The sequence below is a fragment of the Streptomyces sp. NPDC006393 genome, from assembly GCF_040628575.1.
GTDB lineage: Bacteria > Actinomycetota > Actinomycetes > Streptomycetales > Streptomycetaceae > Streptomyces.
Map to the genome: position 1 here is coordinate 1 of NZ_JBEXZD010000135.1, position 21248 is coordinate 21248.

Annotated in this window: 20 protein-coding genes; 9 read left to right on the forward strand and 11 right to left on the reverse strand. The window is 74.4% G+C overall.

All coding sequences use genetic code 11. The annotated features are described in order from the left end of the window. The first annotated feature begins 171 nt into the window (after positions 1-171). A complete protein-coding gene (locus ABZ484_RS34335) occupies positions 172-1053 on the forward strand; it encodes an SIS domain-containing protein (RefSeq protein ID WP_358869873.1) in 882 nt (293 codons plus the stop codon). A gap of 31 nt (positions 1054-1084) precedes the next feature. Then, positions 1085-1981, forward strand: coding sequence for a ketose-bisphosphate aldolase (locus ABZ484_RS34340; protein ID WP_358869874.1), 897 nt, complete (start codon positions 1085-1087; stop codon positions 1979-1981). Here the strand turns inward: ABZ484_RS34340 and ABZ484_RS34345 are convergent. After that, the gene (locus ABZ484_RS34345) at positions 1971-3104 is read right to left on the reverse strand and encodes a methyltransferase (protein WP_358869890.1); all 1134 of its coding nucleotides are present in this window, start codon (positions 3102-3104) and stop codon (positions 1971-1973) included. The two genes, ABZ484_RS34340 and ABZ484_RS34345, sit on opposite strands and share 11 nt — an antisense overlap. Before the next feature lie 68 nt (positions 3105-3172). Here ABZ484_RS34345 and ABZ484_RS34350 point away from each other — a divergent pair, with 68 nt between their 5' ends. Together ABZ484_RS34350 and ABZ484_RS34355 are read left to right on the forward strand one after the other, a co-directional pair. After that, complete coding sequence (locus ABZ484_RS34350; protein ID WP_358869875.1) at positions 3173-3823, forward strand: alpha-ketoglutarate-dependent dioxygenase AlkB; 651 nt, start codon at positions 3173-3175, stop codon at positions 3821-3823. 36 nt (positions 3824-3859) lie between these two features. Next, entirely contained in the window at positions 3860-5098 is a 1239-nt protein-coding gene (locus tag ABZ484_RS34355; RefSeq protein ID WP_358869876.1) for an ROK family protein, read from the forward strand. Between the two features lie 16 nt (positions 5099-5114). On the opposite strand, the gene ABZ484_RS34360 is transcribed toward ABZ484_RS34355, so the two are convergent. The 5 genes from ABZ484_RS34360 to ABZ484_RS34380 all read right to left on the reverse strand — a co-directional run bounded on the left by ABZ484_RS34360 (position 5115) and on the right by ABZ484_RS34380 (position 7984). Then, positions 5115-5525 carry a tautomerase family protein gene (locus ABZ484_RS34360; protein WP_358869877.1) on the reverse strand — a complete coding sequence of 137 codons (411 nt, stop codon included), beginning with the start codon at positions 5523-5525 and terminating at the stop codon, positions 5115-5117. Positions 5526-5540: 15 nt separating this feature from the next. Beyond that, positions 5541-5726, reverse strand: a complete 186-nt coding sequence (locus ABZ484_RS34365; RefSeq protein ID WP_358869878.1) for a DUF1272 domain-containing protein — start codon at positions 5724-5726, stop codon at positions 5541-5543. A gap of 135 nt (positions 5727-5861) precedes the next feature. Then, positions 5862-6770 (reverse strand): phosphotriesterase, encoded by a 909-nt coding sequence (locus tag ABZ484_RS34370; RefSeq protein ID WP_358869879.1) that lies wholly within the window; start codon positions 6768-6770, stop codon positions 5862-5864. Beyond that, entirely contained in the window at positions 6767-7378 is a 612-nt protein-coding gene (locus ABZ484_RS34375; protein ID WP_358869880.1) for a DUF4865 family protein, read from the reverse strand. Before ABZ484_RS34375 ends, ABZ484_RS34370 begins: the two co-directional genes overlap by 4 nt. Positions 7379-7399: 21 nt before the next feature. Beyond that, complete coding sequence (locus ABZ484_RS34380) at positions 7400-7984, reverse strand: TetR/AcrR family transcriptional regulator (protein ID WP_358869881.1); 585 nt, start codon at positions 7982-7984, stop codon at positions 7400-7402. A gap of 200 nt (positions 7985-8184) precedes the next feature. On the opposite strand from ABZ484_RS34380, the gene ABZ484_RS34385 reads away from it, so the two are divergent. The 3 genes from ABZ484_RS34385 to ABZ484_RS34395 are packed head-to-tail and all read left to right on the forward strand — an operon-like array spanning position 8185 to position 11833. Next, complete coding sequence (locus ABZ484_RS34385; RefSeq protein ID WP_358869882.1) at positions 8185-8496, forward strand: SHOCT domain-containing protein; 312 nt, start codon at positions 8185-8187, stop codon at positions 8494-8496. A 53-nt stretch (positions 8497-8549) separates the two neighbouring features. Beyond that, positions 8550-9275 (forward strand): ABC transporter ATP-binding protein, encoded by a 726-nt coding sequence (locus tag ABZ484_RS34390; protein ID WP_358869891.1) that lies wholly within the window; start codon positions 8550-8552, stop codon positions 9273-9275. Beyond that, entirely contained in the window at positions 9272-11833 is a 2562-nt protein-coding gene (locus ABZ484_RS34395; RefSeq protein ID WP_358869883.1) for an FtsX-like permease family protein, read from the forward strand. The genes ABZ484_RS34390 and ABZ484_RS34395 overlap by 4 nt, the downstream gene beginning before the upstream one ends. Positions 11834-12422: 589 nt before the next feature. Here the strand turns inward: ABZ484_RS34395 and ABZ484_RS34400 are convergent. Continuing rightward, positions 12423-12968 (reverse strand): ATP-binding protein, encoded by a 546-nt coding sequence (locus tag ABZ484_RS34400; RefSeq protein ID WP_358869884.1) that lies wholly within the window; start codon positions 12966-12968, stop codon positions 12423-12425. Between the two features lie 198 nt (positions 12969-13166). Beyond that, entirely contained in the window at positions 13167-13490 is a 324-nt protein-coding gene (locus ABZ484_RS34405) for a hypothetical protein (RefSeq protein ID WP_358869885.1), read from the reverse strand. A gap of 368 nt (positions 13491-13858) precedes the next feature. Here ABZ484_RS34405 and ABZ484_RS34410 point away from each other — a divergent pair, with 368 nt between their 5' ends. Further along, complete coding sequence (locus ABZ484_RS34410) at positions 13859-14983, forward strand: PLP-dependent cysteine synthase family protein (RefSeq protein ID WP_358869886.1); 1125 nt, start codon at positions 13859-13861, stop codon at positions 14981-14983. Positions 14984-15020: 37 nt separating this feature from the next. Here ABZ484_RS34410 and ABZ484_RS34415 read toward each other — a convergent pair whose 3' ends face one another. Together ABZ484_RS34415 and ABZ484_RS34420 are read right to left on the reverse strand one after the other, a co-directional pair. Then, the gene (locus tag ABZ484_RS34415) at positions 15021-15494 is read right to left on the reverse strand and encodes an SRPBCC family protein (protein WP_358869887.1); all 474 of its coding nucleotides are present in this window, start codon (positions 15492-15494) and stop codon (positions 15021-15023) included. Between the two features lie 159 nt (positions 15495-15653). After that, a complete protein-coding gene (locus ABZ484_RS34420; protein WP_358869888.1) occupies positions 15654-16481 on the reverse strand; it encodes a DeoR/GlpR family DNA-binding transcription regulator in 828 nt (275 codons plus the stop codon). A gap of 412 nt (positions 16482-16893) precedes the next feature. On the opposite strand from ABZ484_RS34420, the gene ABZ484_RS34425 reads away from it, so the two are divergent. Further along, positions 16894-19218 (forward strand): hypothetical protein, encoded by a 2325-nt coding sequence (locus tag ABZ484_RS34425; RefSeq protein WP_358869892.1) that lies wholly within the window; start codon positions 16894-16896, stop codon positions 19216-19218. Here ABZ484_RS34425 and ABZ484_RS34430 read toward each other — a convergent pair. Then, on the reverse strand, positions 19188-21248 hold a 2061-nt coding region (locus ABZ484_RS34430), incomplete at its 5' end, for a right-handed parallel beta-helix repeat-containing protein (protein ID WP_358869889.1). The genes ABZ484_RS34425 and ABZ484_RS34430 overlap by 31 nt on opposite strands.

Genomic DNA, 21248 nt, shown 5'->3' on the forward strand with positions numbered 1-21248 from the left:
CGAGCAGCTCCAGCAGCGCCTTCCACCGGGCATCGCGCGACATCCGCGGCCTCCGTTCCTCGACCCTCCGTGACCCTAGCGCACCCGACTCGGAGGCAAATGCTTGATTCTGCTCGAAAAGCACGGCAATCTTGCAAGAACAATCAATCATCGCCCCGGGAGGGTGTGGCCATGAGCCATGTCGAGGACGAGCTGACCAGCCAGCCGGAGTGCTGGACCCGTGTCGCGGCCGACGCCGCAGGACACGGCGGGGCGCTGCCCGCGCCGGGGGAGCGGGTGGCGATCGTCGGCTGCGGCACGTCGTACTTCATGGCGCAGGCCGCCGCCGCGCTGCGCGAGGGCGCCGGGCAGGGCGAGACGGACGCGTTCGCCGCCTCCGAGTTCCCGCACGGCCGCTCCTACGACCGGGTCCTCGCCCTCACCCGCTCCGGCACCACCACCGAGGTGCTCGACCTGCTGGGCCGGATGAAGGGCCGTACCCGCACGACGGCCGTCACCGCGGACCCCGGCACCCCGGTCATGTCCGCCGCCGACGACGTCGTCGTGCTCGACTACGCCGACGAACGCTCCGTGGTGCAGACCCGGTTCGCGACCACCGCGCTCACCCTGCTCCGCGCCCACCTCGGGCTGCACACCGACGCCGTCGTCGCCGACGCCCGCACCGCGCTGTCCCAGCCGCTGCCCGAGGGGCTCGTCGACTGCACGCAGTTCACCTTCCTGGGGCGGGGCTGGACCGTGGGCCTCGCCAACGAGGCCGGCCTGAAGATGCGCGAGGCCTCACTGTCCTGGACCGAGGCCTACCCGGCGATGGAGTACCGGCACGGCCCCATCAGCATCACCACGCACGGCACGGCGACCTGGATGCTCGGGCGGGCGCCGGAGGGCCTCGCCGACCAGGTGCGCGCCACCGGCGGGCTGTGGGTGGACGGCGGACTCGACCCGCTCGCCGAACTCGTCCGCGCCCAGCGGCTCGCGGTCGCCGTCGCCGCGGCCCGCGGCCTCGACCCCGACCAGCCGCGCCACCTCACCCGCTCGGTCATCCTCATCCCCTGACGCCCCGACCCCCACCCGGAAAGGACCGGCCGTGCCGCTTGCAGCCACCGGCGAGCTGGTCGGCGGCGCCGCTGCCGCGCGCTCCGCCGTCGTCGCCTTCAACATCATCACGCTGGAACACATCGAGGCCGTCGTCGCCGGCGCGGAGGCGGCCGGTGCGCCGGTCGTCCTCCAGGTCAGCGAGAACGCGGTCAAGTTCCGCTGCGGGCGGCTGCTGCCGCTCGCCCGCGCGGCCGCCGCCGCCGCCGAACGCGCCGCCGTGCCCGTCGCCCTGCACCTCGACCATGTGCAGAGCGACGACCTGCTGCGCCAGGCACCCGGCGCCGGCTTCAGCTCCGTGATGTACGACGCCTCCCGGCTGCCGTACACGGAGAACCTCGCCGCGACGCGGGCCGCCGCCGCCTGGGCACACGCCCAGGGACTGTGGATCGAGGCGGAGCTGGGAGAGGTCGGCGGCAAGGACGGCCGGCCGCCGCTGGACGCCCACGCGCCCGGCGCCCGCACCGACCCCGGCGAGGCGCACGCGTTCGTCACCGACTCGGGCGTGGACGCCCTGGCCGTGGCCGTCGGCAACTCCCACGCCATGACCGAGCGCACCGCGGCCCTCGACCACGACCTGGTCAAGCGCCTGGCCGGCACGCTCGACGTCCCGCTCGTCCTGCACGGCTCCTCCGGCGTGCCCGACGGCGAGCTGACCGCGGCCGTCGCCGGCGGCCTCGCCAAGATCAACGTCGGCACCGCGCTGAACCTCGCCATGACCCGCGCCATCCGCGACTTCCTCACCGCCCACCCCGAGGCGGTCGACTCCCGCAAGTACCTCGGCGTGGGCCGGGAGGCGATGGCACGGGAGGCGGAGCGGATCATCGGCGTGGTCGGCACACCCGCCGCGCCTCCCACCGCTCGGCGGCCCGCGCCGCCTACCGCTTGACGGCCTTCAGCACCACGAACTTCGGGTCACTGGCCACCACCCGGCTGTTGCCGAACAGCCGGCGCAGCTTGACGTGGTAGCCCAGGTGCCGGTTGCCGATCACCCACAGCTCGCCGCCGGGCCGCAGCGCGCGCCGCGCCCCGGTGAACATCCGCCAGGCCGTCGCGTCCGTCGTCGCCTGGTGCGAGTGGAAGGGCGGGTTGTTCAGCACCAGGTCCACGCTCCCGGCCGGCACCCCGGACAGGCCGTCGCCGACCCGGAACTCGGCGTGCCCCGGCACGTCGTTCGCCTTGTACGTCGCCTCCGCCGAGGCCACCGCCTGGAACGACTCGTCCGTGAACAGCACCTCGGCCTCGGGGTTCGCCAGCGCCATCGCCGTCCCGACGACTCCGTTGCCGCAGCCCAGGTCCACCACCCGGCGGGCCGCGCGGCCCTCGGGCAGGTGCTGGAGGAAGAAGCGGGTGCCGATGTCGAGCCGGTCGGCGCAGAACACGCCCGCGTGGTTGACGACCCGGCGGCCGGAGACGGCGCCGACGCCGTCGGGCAGGTCGTAGCCGTACGGCCACGGGTTGGCGGGCCGCTCCAGGGACGGGTCCGGGGTGCACAGGATCAGCCGGGCCTTGCGCTCGGCGAGCGAGGTCCGCGTCGGGCCGAGGATCCGTTCGAACAGCGCGAGCGTGGAGGTGTGGATCTCCTTCACCATGCCGGTGCCGACGACGACCGTCCCCTCGTGCAGCGCGGGCGCCAGCCGCAGCAGCTGGTCCTCCAGCAGGGCGAGGCTCTTGGGGACGCGCACCAGCAGCACGTCGATCCGGGAGGGCGGCGGGTCCTGCGTGGTGAGCAGCCGTACGGCACCGGGCTCGACACCGTTGCGGGCGAGGTTGCGACGCGTCGCCTCCTGCCCGAGGAAGGAGTCGGTGATCTGCACCGGACCGTGCTCGGCCAGCGCCGTCACCAGCGCGCCCCAGCGGTCCCCGACGACCACGACCGTTCCGGACAGGTCGGTCGCCTCCTGGGCGAGGTGCCGCAGCAGATACTCGTCGGAGGCGTCCCAGGCACGCAGCCGGTCACGCGGGTCCTCGGGGAACCGGGCCGGCGCGAGCTCGCCCCAGGGGGTCGTCATACGGTCGTTCATCGTCCGTCCAGGCTAGCCGAGGCACGGCTCGGGCCCGTTCCGGCAGGATGGGACCCATGGACGCCGAGCTGTTCCCCCGCAGCCGTGCGGAGATCGCGCCGGGCGCGGTGCACGTACCGGACTGGCTGGACGGGGCACGGCAGCGCGAGCTGCTCGCCGCCTGCCGGGAGTGGGCACGCCCCCCGGCCGGCCTGCGCACGGTGCGCACGCCCGGCGGCGGCACCATGACCGCCCGGCAGGTCTGCCTCGGCCGGCACTGGTACCCGTACGCCTACGCCCGCACGGTCGTCGACGGGGACGGCGCTCCGGTCAAGCCGTTCCCGGACTGGCTGGGCGAGCTGGGCCGGCGTGCGGTGACGGACGCGCTCGGACCGGCGCCGGCCGCCGGGGCGGCGTACGACATCGCGCTGATCAACTTCTACGACGCCGACGCCCGCATGGGCATGCACCGCGACAGCGACGAGAAGTCCGGCGCGCCCGTCGTCTCGCTCAGCCTCGGCGACACGTGCGTGTTCCGCTTCGGCAACACCGAGACCCGCGCCAGGCCCTACACGGACGTCGAGCTGCGCAGCGGGGACCTGTTCGTCTTCGGCGGCCCGTCCCGGCTCGCGTACCACGGCGTGCCCCGGGTCCATCCGGGCACGGCACCGCCCGAGTTGGGGCTGACCGGCCGGCTGAACATCACGCTCCGCGTGAGCGGCCTGTAGACCGCCGGGTCTGCGGATCATGGGAGACTCCCCCTCATGAGCGGCAAGGCGGACCCCCGGACGGCGGGGGAAGGGACCACCTCCAGGACGCGGCTGGACCGGGGGCGCGGTGCGCTCGGGCCCGCGCTGGAGCTCGTGCACACCGGGCGCGCCCCGACCCGGGCCGTGCTCACCGCCGAACTGGGGGTGACCCGGGCCACGGCCGGCGCGGTCGCCGCCGAGCTGGAGGCGCTCGGCCTGATCCGGGTGGACGCCCGGCCGGGCGCGGCGGCCGGCTCGCAGGGACGGCCCTCGCACCGGCTCGCGGTCGCCGAGGACGGGCCCGTCGCCCTGGCCGCGCAGGTGCACGCCGACGGCTTCCGCGCGGCCCTGGTGGGCCTGGGCGGCCGGATCGTGGCGACCGCGCCGGGCTGCGAGACCGTGGACGCCGACCCGGCCAAGGTGCTCGGCTCCGTCGTCGAGGCCGGCGCCGAGCTGCTGCGCGGCACCGGACGCCGCTGCGTCGGCGCCGGGCTCGCCGTGCCCTCCGCGGTCGCCGAACCGGAGGGCCTGGCGCTGAACCCGCTCCACCTCGCCTGGCCCCCGGGCGCGCCCGTACGGGAGATCTTCGCCGAGTGCGTGCGCACGGCCGGGATCACGGGCCCGGCGTTCGCGGCCAACGATGTCAACCTCGCCGCGCTCGCCGAGCACCGGCACGGCGCCGGGCGCGGCGCCCGCGACCTGCTGTGCGTGGCCACCGGGCACCGGGGCGTGGGCGGTGCGCTGGTGCTGGACGGGCGGCTGCACACCGGCAGTTCGGGCCTGGCCCTCGAAGTCGGCCACCTGACCGTCAACCCGGAGGGCCGCCCCTGCCACTGCGGCAGCCGCGGCTGCCTCGACGTGGAGGCCGACCCGCTGGCCTTCCTCACCGCGGCGGGCCGCGAACCGGGACCGGAAGTATCCCTGCTCCAGCAGGCCAACGACCTGATCCGCCACCACTACGACGACCCGGCCGTCCGCACGGCCACCGAGGCCCTGATCGACCGCCTCGGCCTGGGCCTCGCGGGCCTGGTGAACATCCTCAACCCGGACCGGATCATCCTCGGCGGGCTGCACCGCACCCTGCTCGACGCCGACCCGGACCGGCTGCGCGCGGTCGTCGCCGACCGCAGCCTGTGGGGCCGCAGCGGCGGCGTCCCCATCCTGCCCTGCACCCTGGACCACAACAGTCTGGTCGGCGCCGCCGAGATGGCCTGGCAGCCGGTCCTGGACGACCCGTTGGGGGCACTGGCCTGAATTGCCCCGGAAGCGGTCAGGCCCTCCTGTCCGGTGCGGACCGTCCGGTGAGGTACTGCGCCACGCCGTGGCCCAGCGACCAGTCGGCGGGCCCATTCTCGGTGACGGTGACGAACACGTTGCGGGGCTCGGTCCCGGCGTAGGCCTCGGCGAGTTCGGCGATGCGCCGGTACAGCGCCTGCTTCTGCGCGTCGGTGCGGCCGGAGCGCATGGTGATCGCGACGTAGACGACGCCCTCGTCGCGGTGCACGCCGAGGTAGTCGTCGTAGCGCAGGGTGCCGCGGGTGCCGTCGTGGGCGGTGAGCACCTGGAACCGGTCGTCGGGCGGGACACCGAGCGTCTCGACCAGGGCGTCGTGCACCGCACGGCCGAGCGCGTCGAGCCGGCCGGCGCCGGCCCCGAGGACGTCGATACGGACCAGGGGCATGGGCGGGGGTTCCCTTCAGGCGGCCGTGGTGCGGCGGGGTCTGGGGACCAGCTCGCCGCCGCAGTTGGGGCAGATGTGGCGCATTCCTTCGGCGCAGGCCACGCAGAAGGTGCACTCGTAGGAGCAGATCCGGGCCGGCGCGTCCGGCGGCAGCGCGGCGGTCTCGCAGCGTTCGCAGTGGTCGCGCATCTCCAGGGACATGGTCGCCGCCTTTCCTCTGCTGGTGACTGGGTCCTTCCATCCTCCGGCCGGGCGCGGCCTCGGGAAGATGGGCCCGGGCCAAGGTTGTGCGGGATCGGGCCGGACGGCCGACCCGGCGCGGCGGCCGGGCCGCGCTCACCGCCAGTCGGCGGCGAACGCCGCGGCCGGGTTGTCCGTGAGGATGCGGTCGACGAGGTCCGCGCCGAGTTCGGCGGCGAGCCGCGGACGGAGCCGGCGCAGCAGGTACGGCATGCCGGGGCCGCCGTCGACCGACCGCGCGCCCGCGACCACCGTGTCGCCCCCGAGCAGCAGCCGGTGGCCGAACCCGGCCTCGGCAAGGGCCCGTACCCCGCCGGGCATGCGCCAGTCGGTGGCGTGGTGGGTGCGGGACGGGCCGTCGAAGGCGAGATAGCAGCCGCTCCGTGCCGCCTCGCGCTGCGCCACGGCGTCGGGGAAGCGGTTGAGGTGCCCGAGGATCACCCGGTGCGGCGGCATCCCCAACTCCCCGCACAGCAGGTCCAGTACGTCCAGGGCGGCCGTACCCATCTCCAGGTGGACCGCGACGGGCGCGCCCGTGGCGTGGTGGGCCTCGGCCGCCGCTGTCATCGTCCAGCGGGCGTGCGCGTCCAGGCCGTGGAAACCTCCGGCCACCTTGACGAGCCCGGCCCGGACCCCCGACGGGCCGATCCCCGTGGTCAGTTCGGAGACGAAGACCTCCGCGAGCCGGCCGCGCAGTGCGGCGAGCACCTCCTGGTCGTAGTGGACCGCCTGGTGCAGACCCGTCGCGCAGACCACGTGCACCCCGGCCGCCCGGGAGAGCGGCGGCAGGTCGGCGGCCCGCCGCCCCAGCCCGTACGGCGTCCACTGCACCACGCTCCGTCCGCCCGCCGCGCGGAACGCGTCCAGTTCCGCCCGTGCCGCCGCCGCGTCCGCCAGTTCCCGGCCGGGCAACTGGGGGCTGTGGAAGAACAGGTGGTCGTGGGCGTCGGTCACGCCCAGCTCTCCGGGGGCGACGTCGCCGAGGACCGTACGGACGGCGCTCACCACTGGCGCCCCCGCGGCAGCGTCTTTTGCCCGGGCCGGGACACGTGCAGGACCTGGAACACCTCGCCCTCGCCCAGGCCGTCGCCCGCCGCCGCCTCGGCCGCGGACTCCGGGTGCGCCCAGAGCGAGAAGCGCACCAGCTCCCAGCGGCCGGTGTCCACCGCCGCCGCCGCGAGCACCGCACCGTCCCGGGCCGCCAGCCGCCGGGCCGCGTCCACCTCGTCCGCCATGAAGTCCGCGAGCACCACGCCCTCGGGGACGGGCAGGCGATGCCGGACGGCGACGGCGGCGGGTGCGTCCGCGGCGGCGCCCTCCTCGTGGACCAGACCGGTCCACTGCCGCACCACGGGCCGCCCGAAGTCATGGGCGAGCCCCTGGAAGGCGCCTCCCCACAGGAAGGAGTTCATGCCCTCCACCGTGTTCCACAGGTAGAACGGGGCGTACTGGTTGACCGGCGAGCCGTCGCCCCCGCGCTCGCGCATCAGGTACGCCTTGAGACCGAGCCCCTCCCAGTCGTCGAGCAGGTGCCCGATCCGGGCCACACGGCCCCGGATCACCCCCATGTCGTAGTCGGCGGGCAGGGTCACTTCGTACTGCATCGCGTGCATCGTGAGGGTGGTCCTTCCCCGTCAGGTCTCGGGCCGGTCGGTCGTGGTGGAGGGCGGGGCGAGCAGGGAGAGCAGTCCGCGCACACCGGTGTCGAAGGCGGCGGGGGAACCGGAGGCGCGCGCCAGGACGTAGCCGCCCTGCACGGTCGCGAGGATCGTCGCCGCGATCTCCTCGCCGTCGAGCGAGGGCGCGAACTGGCCCCGCTCCTTGCCCTCCTCGACGATTCCGGCGAGCCGCTCACGGATCCGGTCGAGCGTCTCGTCGACCGGGGCGCGCAACTTGGCGCTGGCGACGACGTCCGGGTCCATCGTCAGCCGGCCGATCGGGCAGCCGCGCAGCACATCGCGTTCCCGCCGCAGATACGCCTCGATGCGCTCGTACGGCGTTCCCGGGCCGCCGAGTACTCCCTCCGCGGTGGTGCGCAGCTCCTCGGCGGTGCGCCGGATCGCGGCCAGCGCCAGGTCGGGCTTGCCCTTGAAGTGGTGGTACATGCTGCCCTGCCCGGCGCCCGCGCGCTCCAGGATCGCCTTGGGGCTGGTGCCCACGTAGCCGCGCTCCCACAGCAGCTCGCGGGTGGACTCGATCAGTCGCTCCGGGGTGCTCATACCCTCACTGTACATACTAGTAGGTACAGAAGTCGACCGTCTGTCCACGGCCTTGCGCCGTCTTCGGGAAGCAGCCTCCGCACGCCCCCGTACTCCCCGCGGGGTACGCGCACTGCCGCTGGCCGTACGACGACCCGGACCCCACCTCGCAGCCACTCTCGAGACATCACCGGACGACCCTTCCAAGGAGATGAACCGAGATGCAGACCCTGGCGGAATGGAACGGCCACCCCGGGCCGTGGATCCTCTTCTTCCCGTTGATCTGGGCGGCCGTCGTCGTCGGCGCCGTCACCGTCCTGCGCCGCACGGCGTGGCGCGGCCGCGGCGGACCCTGGCGCGGCATGGCCGCCGGCCCCTGGCGCGGCGCCGACGGCCGCCCCGCCGGCGACTCCCCGCTCGCCGTCCTCGGCCGCCGCTTCGCCTCCGGCGAGATCGACGAGGACGAGTACTGGCGCCGTCTGTCGGTGCTGGAGGAGCAGTTCGGCCGTCCGGGCAAGGGCGGTGCCCTGTGACCACCACGACCGCCGCCACCACCGGACCCTCCACCCCGGGACCGGCCGCCGGAATGGCCGCCCGGGTCACCGACGCCGTCAAGGTCTACGGCGCGGGCGACACAGCCGTACGGGCCCTGGACGGGGTGACCGTCGGCTTCCCCGCCGGACGTTTCACCGCGATCATGGGTCCCTCCGGCTCGGGCAAGTCCACCCTGATGCACTGCGCGGCCGGGCTCGACACGCTCACCTCCGGCACCGCCCACATCGGCGACACCGAACTCAGCGCCCTCGACGACCGCCGCCTCACCCTTCTGCGCCGCGACCGCATCGGCTTCGTCTTCCAGCAGTTCAACCTGGTGCCGACGCTGACCGTGGCGGAGAACATCACGCTGCCGCTGGACCTGGCGGGCGCCAGGGGCGACGCGGAGTGGATCGACGCACTTGTCGACGTCGTCGGACTGCGCGACCGCCTGCTCCACCGGCCCGCCGAGCTCTCCGGCGGACAGCAGCAACGCGTCGCCGTGGCCCGGGCGTTCGCCGGGCGCCCCGACGTGGTCTTCGCCGACGAGCCCACCGGAAACCTCGACTCCCGCTCCGGGCAGGAGGTGCTGGGCCTGCTCGGCCGCGCCGTACGGCAGATGGACCGCACGGTCGTCATGGTCACCCACGACCCGGTCGCCGCCGCCCACGCCGACGAGGTCCTCTTCCTCGCCGACGGACGCCTGGTCGACCGCATGGAGTCCCCGACCGCCGACAAGGTCCTGGACCGCATGAAGGCCTTCGAGGTGAGGACATGAACACATCCCTCAGGCTCAGCCTCTCCTCGCTGCGGGCCCACAAACGGCGCTTCGCCGGCACCTTCCTCGCCGTGTTCCTCGGCGTCTCCTTCCTGGCCGGGACGCTCGTCATGGGGGACACGCTGCGCTCCGGTTTCGACTCGATGTTCGGCAAGGCCACCGGCGGCACGGACGCCGTCGTGCGCAGCGCCGACACCATCACCGCACCCGGCGAGAGCCAGGGCGTACGACAGCCGGTGCACACCTCCCTGGTGAAGACCCTCGAGCGGGTCCCCGGCGTCGCGGCCGCCGCCCCGGACATCCAGGGCGCGGGCCAGCTCGTGGGCAAGAACGGCAAGCCCATCGGCGGCCAGGGCCCGCCCACCGTCGCAGGCAACTGGATCACCGACCCCACGCTCAACCCGTATCAGCTCGCCGAGGGCCGCGCCCCCGCGAAGCCCGGCGAGGTTGTCGTCAACCGGGGCACCGCGAAGAAGGGCGGCCTGCGGATCGGCGACACCACCATCCTGCGCACCCCCGACCCCGTCCGGGTGACGATCGTGGGCCTCGCCACCTTCGGCGGCGAGGACGGCATGGCGCAGGTCACCTTCACCGGCATGACCCAGGCCGACGCGGAGAAGTACCTGACCGCCCGGCCCGGCGAGGCGGCGAGCATCCAGGTGCGGGCCGCGTCCGGCGTGACCCAGGCGGAACTCGTCCGCCGGGTCACTCCCGTCCTGCCCGAGGGGGTCGAGGCCATCACCGGTCAGGAGTCCGCGCAGGAGAACACCGACATGATCTCCAGCCAGTTCCTGACCATCTTCACCACCTTCCTGCTGGTGTTCTCCGGCGTCGCCCTGCTGGTGGCGACCTTCTCCATCCACAACACCTTCGCGATCGTCGTCACCCAGCGCGCCCGCGAGAACGCGCTGCTGCGCGCCCTCGGCGCGTCCCGCCGCCAGGTGACCGCCTCCGCCCTCGCCGAGGCGAGCGCCGTCGCGCTCACCGCGTCCGCCGCCGGACTGGCGGGCGGCATCGGGATCGCCGCCGGGCTCCAGGCGCTGTTCCCGGCGATCGGGTTCCCCTTCCCGGACGCCGACCTGGTCGTCAAGCCGCTGTCGATGGTGCTGCCGCCGCTGGTCGGCGTGGTCGTCTGCCTGGCGTCCGCGCTCGCGCCCGCCGTGCGGGCGGGCCGCACCGCACCGCTCGCCGCGCTGCGCGAGACGGCCGTCGACTCCTCCGGCGCGTCCCGTACGCGCGCGCTCGCCGGGACCTGCCTCGCCGCACTGGCCATCGCGGCGACCCTGACGGGCGTCCTGGTCTCCCCGTCCGTCTGGCTGGCCGGCCTCGGCGCCGTGCTCGCCCTCGTCGCCTTCGTCGTCCTCGGCCCGGTCGCCTCCACCACCGTGGTGCGGCTGCTCGGCGGACCGCTCGACCGGCTGCGCGGCGTCACCGGCGCCCTCGCCCGGCGCAACGCCCTGCGCAGCCCGAAACGCACCGCCGCGACCGCGAGCGCGCTGATGATCGGCGTCGCCGTGGTGTCACTGTTCACGGTCTTCGGCGCCTCCCTCAAGGCCACCATGGACCAGACGGTCGCACGCTCCTTCGCGGGCGACCTCGCCGTGAGCACGCCGTCCTTCGGCGCGGGCGGCAGCGGGCTGAGCCCCCGGCTCGCCGGAGCGATCCAGCGACTGCCCGAGGTGGACACGGCGGTCGGCCTGGGCCGGGGCGTCGCCGAGGTGGACGGCAAGGGACGGGCCCTGACCGTCACCGACCCCGCCGCGCTCGCCCGCACCTTCGACCTCGGCACGGTCCAGGGCTCCCTGGGCGACCTGGGCGCCGACGGACTCGCCCTCACCCGGAACGAGGCCGACAAGCAGGGCCTGACGACCGGCGACAAGGCACAGCTCACCTTCACCGACGGCAAGAAACAGACCTTCACGGTCCGCGCGGTCTACGGTCAGTCCGAACTCGCCGGTGACTACGTCATCACCCGCGAGGCCTGGGCCCCGCACCGTACCCAGGACTCCGACACACTCGTCGCCGTCTCCCTCAAGCCGGGGGTGAGCGCGGACGCCGGCAAGGCCGCCGTCGAGAAGGCCGCCGCCCGGTACGGCAACCCGCAGGTGCAGACCCGCGACGAGTACGCGCAGTCCTCGGCGGGCGGCATCGACATGATGCTCACCCTCGTCTACGCCCTGCTCGCCCTCGCGGTCCTCATCGCGCTGCTCGGCATCGCCAACACGCTGACGCTGGCGATCCACGAACGCACGCGCGAACTCGGCCTGTTGCGGGCCGTCGGCCAGACCCGCGCCCAGGTGCGGGCCATGGTCCGCTGGGAGTCGGTGCTCGTCGCCGCCTTCGGCACGGCCGGCGGTCTCGCCCTGGGCGCCTTCCTCGGCTGGGTGCTGGTGAAGGCGTCCGACGGAGCGAGCGACACGGCGTTCGCCTTCTCCCTGCCGCCGGCGCGGCTCGCGGTGGTGGCCCTGGTGGGCGTCACGGCCGGCGCCCTGGCCGGTCTGCGCCCGGCCCGGCGCGCGGCCCGCCTGGACGTGCTGCGGGCCATCGCGACGGAATGACCGCCACACCGGCGGTGACACACCACCGCCGCCGGTCGGCCACGGTCGGTGAGCTGCCCCGACCGTGGCCGACCGGCTGCCCGGGACACACCGGATTCACCGGACGAACCCACCCGGCACGGCGGACCCCGCCCTGGTCCGGCTCGGGGCACGACGGGCACGCCCGTCGGGCGGCCGTCGGGCGGCCGTTGGGCGGCCGTCGGGCGGCCGTCGGTGGTGTGCGCGGTGGCTCTCCGGCCGTTCACGAGCGTGCGGTGCCGCTTGCGGCCTGTGTGCCGGCGGGGCACGGCCGCTGCTGACACACCGGCACACCGGCACACCGGCACACCGGCCACCGGCACACCGCCACACCGGCCACCGGCACGGCGGGCCACCGCCACACCGGCACAGCGGCACAGCGGCACACCGGCCACCGGCACGGCGGGCCACCGGCACAGCGGCACACCGGCCACCGGCACGGCGGGCCACCGCCACACCGCCACACCGGCCACCGCCACACCGGCACGTCGCCCGCGGCGACCGGCGGCGCCGCGTACAGGACAGTACGCGGTGCCGCCGGTCGCCATAGCGCGCGCCGGTCACCGCCCGGTCAGCCGGGAACGGCGGACCGGGCGGGAGCGTGGGCGGGTGGCCCGGCGCCGTCGAGCGCGGGCTCGGGCGCCGTGAAACGGCGCACGGGCTGGTCCGGGGTCGCCAGCCGTGGGACGCGCGCCGGTACGGTGACCGGGCCCCCGGAGGTCGGCAGGGTGAACCAGACCACCTTGCCCTGCTCGCCGTCCGGGCGCGCGCCCCAGCTCTCGCTCATCGCGGCCACCATCGCCAGCCCGCGGCCCTCGGTGGCCAGCGGCGCGATCTCGCCCAGGTCCTCCACCACGGGAAGACGCGGATCGTGGTCGCGCACGGAGACCGTGAGCCGGTCGAGCAGCAGCTCGAGCTCGACCGTGCACAACTTGTCGGGCCGGGCGTGCTGGTGGACGTTGGTCAGCAACTCCGTCACACCGAGCGCCGCCCGGTCGATCAGAGCGTCAAGATGCCAGTAGCGCAAGTGCGCCGATACGATTCTGCGGACCTGGCCGATCCGCGACGGCAGGGCTTGGAGCTCCACCGTGCAGTGCCTGCTTGGGTGACTGATCACGGCTGCGACTCCCCGACGTTGAGGTCCGGAAGAACACGACGTTTCGGATGCAGCAGGACGCCTGCGTGACACTGCCGCCTGCTGTCGTGGCCGGCGGGCTGGTTCGCAGCGTTATCGCCGGTAAACCCAGAGTGACGTGAGACCAGCGTGACGCAAGGGGTTCGGCACCGCAACTTCGAGCCACCTTCGCGACCGGCGTCAGCCGCCGCGTCCCGCCGCCCGGCGGACGGCCTCGACGAACCTGCGCGCCGCCGGCGGTCCGCTCTCGCCCGGAGCGGGGTCCGCCGCGCCCAGGGTGAGCGAGTAGCGGTTGCCGTTGAGGTCGGCGAGCGCCCGGTCGGCAGGGCCCAGCAAGGGCCTGGACGCGCGCACCGCACGCACCGGCGCGCTGTCGATCTCGCTGCCGTAGCTGGTGAGCAACTCCAGCCTGCCGTCGCTGATCCGGACCCGCCCGGCCCGGGTGAGCGAGCGCAGCCGTCGGGCGATCCGCACGCCCGTGGCCGTGAACTCGGGTTCCGCCATCGCTGCCGCCCCTCGTGCGCGCCGCCGGCTCCTGGCTCCGCACAGTCCCCGAGCCGGCGTGGTCCGTCCGGGACCCCTGTGCGTCCCGTCGGGCTCTTCGTCCCGCGCGGTGCAGTCTGCCCCCCTTCGCCACGCGGCACCAGTGCGCGCGACCCCGTCCCGGCCGGCGCCCGGAGCATTCGCGCGAATGCGCCCCCACCGATGCGCGCGGTGCGCCGGTGACGCGCCCTGGCGAGCCGTGCCCCAGGCCCGTCTTTGACCCGCTCAAAGTGGTGTTTATGCAGGTGAGAAGCGTGCGGAAGGTGTCTATCATCGGTGGCGTCCGGCCGCGCGACACGCCGTCGGCGCCCCGAGTGAGGAGTCCCGCCGTGAGCACCACCGAGCAGCGCCGGACCGGTGAAACCCTGGACCTCGACCGCAGCGACAGCGGCTACCGGGACTGGCTCAAAGAGGCCGTCCGCAAGGTCCAGGCGGACGCCAACCGGTCGGCCGACACCCACCTGCTGCGCTTCCCGCTGCCCGAGGACTGGGGCATCGACCTGTATCTGAAGGACGAGTCGACCCACCCGACCGGCAGCCTCAAGCACCGCCTCGCCCGCTCCTTGTTCCTCTACGGCCTGTGCAACGGCTGGATCCGGCCGGGCCGCCCGGTGATCGAGGCCTCCAGCGGCTCGACGGCCGTCTCCGAGGCGTACTTCGCGAAGCTGATCGGCGTGCCCTTCATCGCGGTGATGCCCCGCACGACGAGCGCGGAGAAGTGCCGCCTGATCGAGTTCCACGGCGGACGGTGCCACTTCGTGGACGACCCGCGCACCATGTACGAGGCCTCCGCCCGGCTCGCGGTGGAGACCGGCGGCCACTACATGGACCAGTTCACCTACGCCGAGCGGGCCACGGACTGGCGCGGGAACAACAACATCGCCGAATCCATCTTCCGCCAGCTGGAGTTGGAACGCTTCCCGGAACCGGCCTGGATCGTCGCCACCGCGGGCACCGGAGGCACCTCCGCGACCCTCGCGCGCTACGTCCACTACATGCAGTACGACACCCGCGTCTGCGTCGCCGACCCGGACAACTCCTGCTTCTTCGAGGGCTGGGCGACCGGCGATCCGGACGTCACCTGCGACTGCGGCTCGCGCATCGAGGGCATCGGCCGGCCGCGCATGGAACCGAGCTTCGTGCCCGGCGCCATCGACCGGATGATGAAGGTGCCCGACGCGGCCGCCGTGGCCGCCGTACGGGCGCTGGAGGGGGCCATCGGCCGCAAGGCCGGCGGCTCGACCGGCACCGGACTGTGGAGCGCCCTGAAGATCGTCGCCGAGATGCTGGCCGAGGGACGCCGGGGCAGCGTCGTCACGCTGCTGTGCGACCCGGGCGACCGCTACCTCGACAAGTACTACTCGGACACCTGGCTGGCCGAACAGGGACTGGACAGCGCACCTTACACGGCCGCGATCGGCACCTTTCTCGCCACGGGGGAGTGGCCGCGCTGACCCGGACGACCCGGACGACCGGTGCGCCCCGGGCCGGTCAGCGTCCGGACAGGCGCCGGTCCAGGGCGGTCACGGCCCCCCGGAAGGCACGCCCGAATCCCGGCCGGCCCAGGGAGACGGCGAGCCGGAAGACCGCCGTACCGTCGGCGGCGACGGTCCACCGCACCCGCGTGCCCGTCCCGGCCGGTGCCAGCCGCCACTCCTCGACCAGGGCGCGGGCACCCGGCGCGTTGGTGACGTCGACCCGGTAGGCGTACACCTCGGCGGGCCGGGCGACAAGGACCGCCTCCTCGAACCGCGTCCCGCCCCAGAGCCGGATGTCACGCTTGGCGCCGCCCCCGAGCGGCCGCGCGGAGGTCACCCCCGGGAACCACCGCGCCCAGCCCGGCACGTCCTCGGCGAGCGCGGAGAAGACCCGCTCGGGGGAGGCGGAGACCTCCCGCGCGAAGACCAGCCGGACCGGCGCGGTCTCCACGAAGCCGCTCTCCACGGGACGCAGACGGTGAGCCATGGACAAGACCCCCTTCACGCACGGCGACAAGGCGGTGGAACGAGCACCGAGGCCACCGTAGCTGACGACCCCTCAGCCGTCTCCCGCGGCCTCTCACACGTCTCCCGCGGGCCTCTCACACGTCTCCCGCGGGCCTCTCAGCCGTCTCCCGCGGGCCCCTCAGACGTCTTCCTCGTCCCCCGGCTCGCCCGCCACCACCAGCCGCAGGTGCTCCGAGATCTCCGCGCGCGCCTCGGCCGGCAGCCCGGCGTCCGTCACCAGCGTGTCGATCCGCTCCAGCGTGGCGAAGGAACTCAGGCCCACCACACCCCACTTGGTGTGGTCGGCGACCACCACCACCCGCCGCGCGGACTGCACCAGCCGCCGGTTGGTCTCGGCCTCCGCGAGGTTCGGCGTCGACAGACCGGCCTCGGCCGATATCCCGTGCACGCCGAGGAACAGCATGTCGAAGTGGAGCGCGGCGATCGCCTGGTCGGCCACCGGCCCCACCAGCGAGTCGGACGGGGTGCGCACCCCGCCGGTCAGCACCACCGTCGCCGCGCCCTGCCGCTGGCCCGAGGCGCGCTGCGCGGTGTGGAAGACGTCCGCCACCCGCACCGAGTTGGTGACCACCGTCAGGTCCGGCACGTCCACCAGATGATGGGCCAGCGCGTACGTCGTCGTACCGCCCGACAGGGCGATCGCCGTGCCCGGCGCGACCAGCCGCGCCGCCGCCCGCGCGATGTCCTCCTTCGCGGTGAGCTCCAGACCCGACTTGGCCTCGAAGCCCGGCTCGTGCGTGCTGGCCTCCACCACCGGAACCGCGCCGCCGTGCACCTTCTCCAGCACACCCTGGCGGGCCAGCGCGTCCAGGTCGCGGCGGATCGTCATGTCCGACACGCCGAGCTTCCGGGTCAGCTCGTTGACCCGGACACCGCCACGGCGGCGGACCTCGTCCAGGATCAGGGCGCGCCGCTGCTCCGCGAGGAGGTTCTGATTCTCGCTCACGTGTGCTCCGGTTCCTTTCGCCTCACACCGTCCGACACGCCCGGCGTACCCGCCCCGACGAGGAGGTTCGCCGTACCGCGGGTGCGCGGACGTCCCATCCTTTCACGGGTCGCCCCCCGTCGCGCCATCGCCCGCCGGGACGCGCACCTGCCACGACACGCGCGGCCCGGGTGTGGTTCGCGCCGGCAGCCGTCACCCGGATCGTGGAGATTCCGTTAGAGGGGGTGTGCGGGCACGCCGGCGGCGGCGATCCTGGAGTCCGCACGGACACAGGCGACGACGCGGCATCACGGGGGAAGTGCGAACAGTGGAACGCGCACAGCTCGATCCAGCGGCGCCCCACCCGGCCGAACCGCCCGGCACGGACCGCGCGCCGGACCCGGCCGCGCCGCCCGCACCGGCCGGAGCCGCCCTGGAACTCCTGGTCCACGGAGTCGGCGGCACCACACCGGAGAAGATGCTGGACGACCCGCGCACCGTGCGGGTCACCGGCGACGACACGGCCGCCGTCTACCGGCGCGCCACCGACGTCGACGCCGAGACCCGGCCGGAGCGGACCCACGGCGGCGGCCGGCCGGTGCCCGAGGCGTACGTCTGGTGCAACCTCACCTCCGGCAACGGCAGCCGGGCCCTGTGGCTGCTGCTGCTTCCGTTCATGGTCGTCAACCTCGCCCACTGGATGCGCCCCACCGCACACGGCCGCTCCCGCACCGTGCGCCTGTACGGCCTGATCGTCCGGCTCACCGGTCTGACCCTGACCGTGCTGCTCGTCGCCGCCGCCTGCGAGGTCGCGCTCGACCTCGCCGTCTGGCAGTGCGCGGGCACGCGCGCGTGCGCCGCGCGTCACTCCTGGCTCGGCTTCCTCTCACCCGGCACCGGGGGCTGGTGGAGCACGCCCGGCCGCCGGCTCGCCCTCGCCGCCCTGGTCCCCACCGCGCTCACCGGCCTGCTGTGGTACCTCTCCCACCGCACCTGGAGCGCCTACGAGTCCCAGCGGCCCCTCTCCCGTGAGGGCGAACCCGGGCAGGACGACGACAGCGGCGCCCTGGGCCGCCCCGGCTTCTGGTACGGGCGCCGCCTGGTGGCCCGGCTGCGCGCCGCCCACACCGCCGCCGGTCTGCTGACCGTGGCCGCCGCCGTCGCCACTCCGGCCGCGCACGCCGACCGGCGCCCCGGCGGCTCCACGGCACTGGACACCCTGGGCTGGCTTCTGCTGGCCGCCCTGGCCGGCACGGCGGCCGTCGTGCTGGGCGTGGTCTGCCGCCGGGGCCGCAGCGAGCACCGGCTCGACCGGCAACTGGACCGCCACCTCGTACGGCGGCTGCCCCTCGGCGCACTCCTGCTGCTCGTGCTCGCCGCGCTGTACGCCGGGTGGGCGCGCCCGGCGTGGCACTCGACGGGCCGGCTGGCGGGCGACGCCACCTTCGGCGGCATCGCTCTGGGCCAGGGCCTCCTGGTCGTCGCCCTGGCCGTCACCGCACACCGACTGCACCGCGCCCGCCCCCCGGCCCGGAACGCCGGTCGAGCGGCAGACGCCTGCACAGGCCCCCGCGCCGCACTGCACGGCCTCGGCGGACCGGCGGTCGCCATGCTGGCCTGCGCGCTCGGCGGACTGATGTCCGGCGGGGTCGCCCAGCGCGTGTCCGACTGGCTGGACGGCACCGGCACCTCCATCCCGGGGCCGCCGGTCCTGCTCACCTGGCAGGCGTCCGTCATCCCGCCGCTGCTGCTGATCCTGCTGGTGCTCTGCGGCCGGCTGGCCGGCCACGCCTGGCGGCTGGCCCGCGCCGAACGCGCCGTCGTGGAACGGGAGTACCCGGACGAGCCCAAGGACCCCGAGCGCACCCGCCGGATCGCCCGCACCCGCGCGATGGCCACCCTCACCGACGACGGCCCCCTCGTCGTCGGTGTCACCTCCGCCGCCACCCTCCTGCTGGGCGCCGCGGCCCTCGCGGGCGCCCTCGGCACCGACAGGACACCGGTGGGGGCCGCCGACGGGGCACCCCCCGTCGTCCAGGGCGCCGCCGAGACCGCGCAGACGCTGGGCTCCTGGCTGATCGGGCTGGGCTTCATACTGCTGGTCACCTGGGGCCGACGCGCCTACAAGGACGCCTCCGCACGGCGCACCATCGGCATCCTCTGGGACGTCGGCACCTTCTGGCCGCGCGCCGCCCACCCCTTCGCCCCGCCCTGCTACGCCGAACGCGCGGTGCCCGACCTCACCTGGCGGATGGCGACCTGGACCCGGGCCACGGGCGGCCGGCTGGTTCTCTCCGGCCACTCCCAGGGCAGCGTGCTGGCCGCCGCGGCGGCCTGGCAGCTCACCCCGTCCGCGCGGGGCCGGATCGCCCTGCTCACCTACGGCTCCCCGCTGACCCGGCTCTACGGCCGCTGGTTCCCGGCCCACTTCGGACCGGCCGCCCTCGCCGGCCTGCACCGCGACGTCGACTGCTGGCGCAACCTGTACCGGCTCACCGACCCCATCGGCGGCCCCATCGGGCTGCCCGGCGGCAGCGGCCCGGAGGTGGACCACGCCCCGCTGAAGGACCCGCTCGGCTACGGCCGCACCGCACGGCATCCCCTGCCCGCCCCGATCCTCGGCCACTCCGACTACCAGGCCGACCCGGCCTTCGCCGAGGAGCGCCGACGGCTGCTGGCACGGCTCCGCCCGGAGCTGCCGGCCCCACGGGAAGAAGGGCAGGAGGCTCAGGGCAGCGCCGGCAGGTCCTCGGCGTAGAGCAGCGTCAGATCGTCGGTGCTCGGATCGTCGAGCTGTGCCACCCGGCCCGCGTGCCGCTCCACCATCGCCTCGAAGGTCTGGCGCGCGGTACGGCCGTTGCCGAACGCGGCACCCTTCGGGATCTCGGTGAAGTACTTCACCAGCGCCTCCGCCGCCCCCGGGGCCAGCCGGTACTCGTGCTCCTCGGCCTGCTGCTCCACGATCCGCAGCAGTTCGTCGGGCCCGTAGTCGCCGAAGGTGATGGTGCGGGAGAAACGCGAGGCCACCCCCGGGTTGACGGACAGGAAGCGCTCCATCTCGGCCGTGTAGCCGGCGACGATCACCACGACCGCGTCCCGGTGGTCCTCCATCAGCTTCACCAGCGTGTCGATGGCCTCCTTGCCGAAGTCACGCCCGGCGTCCTCCGGGGAGAGCGCGTACGCCTCGTCGATGAACAGCACCCCGCCGCGCGCCCGTTCGAACGCCTCCTGGGTGCGGATCGCGGTGGAGCCGATGTGCTCACCGACCAGGTCGACCCGGGACACCTCGACGAGATGGCCCTTCTCCAGCACGCCGAGCGAGGCCAGGATCTCGCCGTACAGACGCGCGACCGTCGTCTTGCCGGTGCCGGGGGAGCCGGTGAAGACCAGGTGGCGCTTGACCGACGCGGCCTTCAGACCGGCCCGCTGCCGCCGCCGGCCCACCTCGATCATGTCGGTCAGGGCCCGGACCTCCCGCTTCACGCTGTCCAGGCCCACCAGCGCGTCGAGTTCGCCCAGCACGTCCTTCGCGGTGCGCCCGGGCTGCTCCGGTTCCGGCGCGGTCAGCAGCGGCTCCTGCTCGGTGCTGCGCTGCCCGGGGATGGCGCCCAGCAGACCGGGTGACGGGTTCGCCGTCTGCTGCACGGCCGTCTCCCGCGCCTCGGGCGGGCGCACCCCGCCGCTCTGGTCGCTGGTGCAGTCCTCGACCACCGGCCCCGACCCGGCCGCCGCGTCCGGCCCGCCGTCGGCGAACTCGTAACCACCGCGCGCGCACCGCTCCGTACGGCACTTCCTGAGCGTCGTACGGCAGCCGTCGATCACATGGAAGCCGTAGCCGCCGCTGCCCGTCACCCGGCACCCCAGGAAGCTGCCGCGGCCCCCGGCGGAGACGTAGAAACCGGCCTCGGCGGGGGAGGAGACGGTGCAGCGCTCGATGGTGGGGTCGGCGCCCTTGGTGACGATCACGCCCGTCTGCGTGCCGTCCACCGTGCAGTTGTTGAGCGTGCCCCCGCTGCCGTGGTCACGGAACCAGGCGCCGGTGGCGGCCTCCTTGATCCGGCAGTCGTCGAGCTGTGCGGTGGCGCCGTCGCTCACCGACACCGCGGTGTTGCGGACCTGGGACAGGTCGCTGTCGACGACGTCCGCGCGGGACCCCCGGTCCAGGACGAACAGCGCGTCCGGCACGTCGTGCACCCGGCAGGAGTCGAGGACCACCGTCGCGCCGTCGCTGACCCACACCGCCGGATAGTCGCCGGTGCTGTCGAAGATCTCGCACTGGTTGGCGTCCACCCGCGTGCCCGGGTCCCACACGGACAGCCCGTTGCGCCCGAACCGGCGCACCGTGGTCCGGGTCAGCGTCAGCACCGAACGCGAGCGCAGGTCCACCGCGTTCTCCGGGATGTCGTGGATGCGGCAGTCGGCGAGGGTGAGGACGGCGTCCGTGTCGAGGGTGACCCCGTCGGCGGTGGTGCGGTGCACATCGCAGTCGGTGAGGTGCGCCGTGGCCCGCCCGGTGATCTGCACACCGCTGCCCCGCACCTCGTACACCTCGCAACCCACCGCCTCCAGGGCGGAGTTGTCGCCCGTGACGGTGATGCCCGCGCCCGCGGTGTGGTGGACGCGGCAGCGCTCCAGCCGCGGATGGGCGCCACCGCGGACCGCCACACCCGACTGCCCGGCCGCGACGATCTCGCACTCCTCGAACACCCCACCGCCGCCGTCGAGTACGGCCAGGCCGATGCCCGCCGGGTTGTCGACGGTGCAGCGCCGCACGGTCGGCCGGGCACC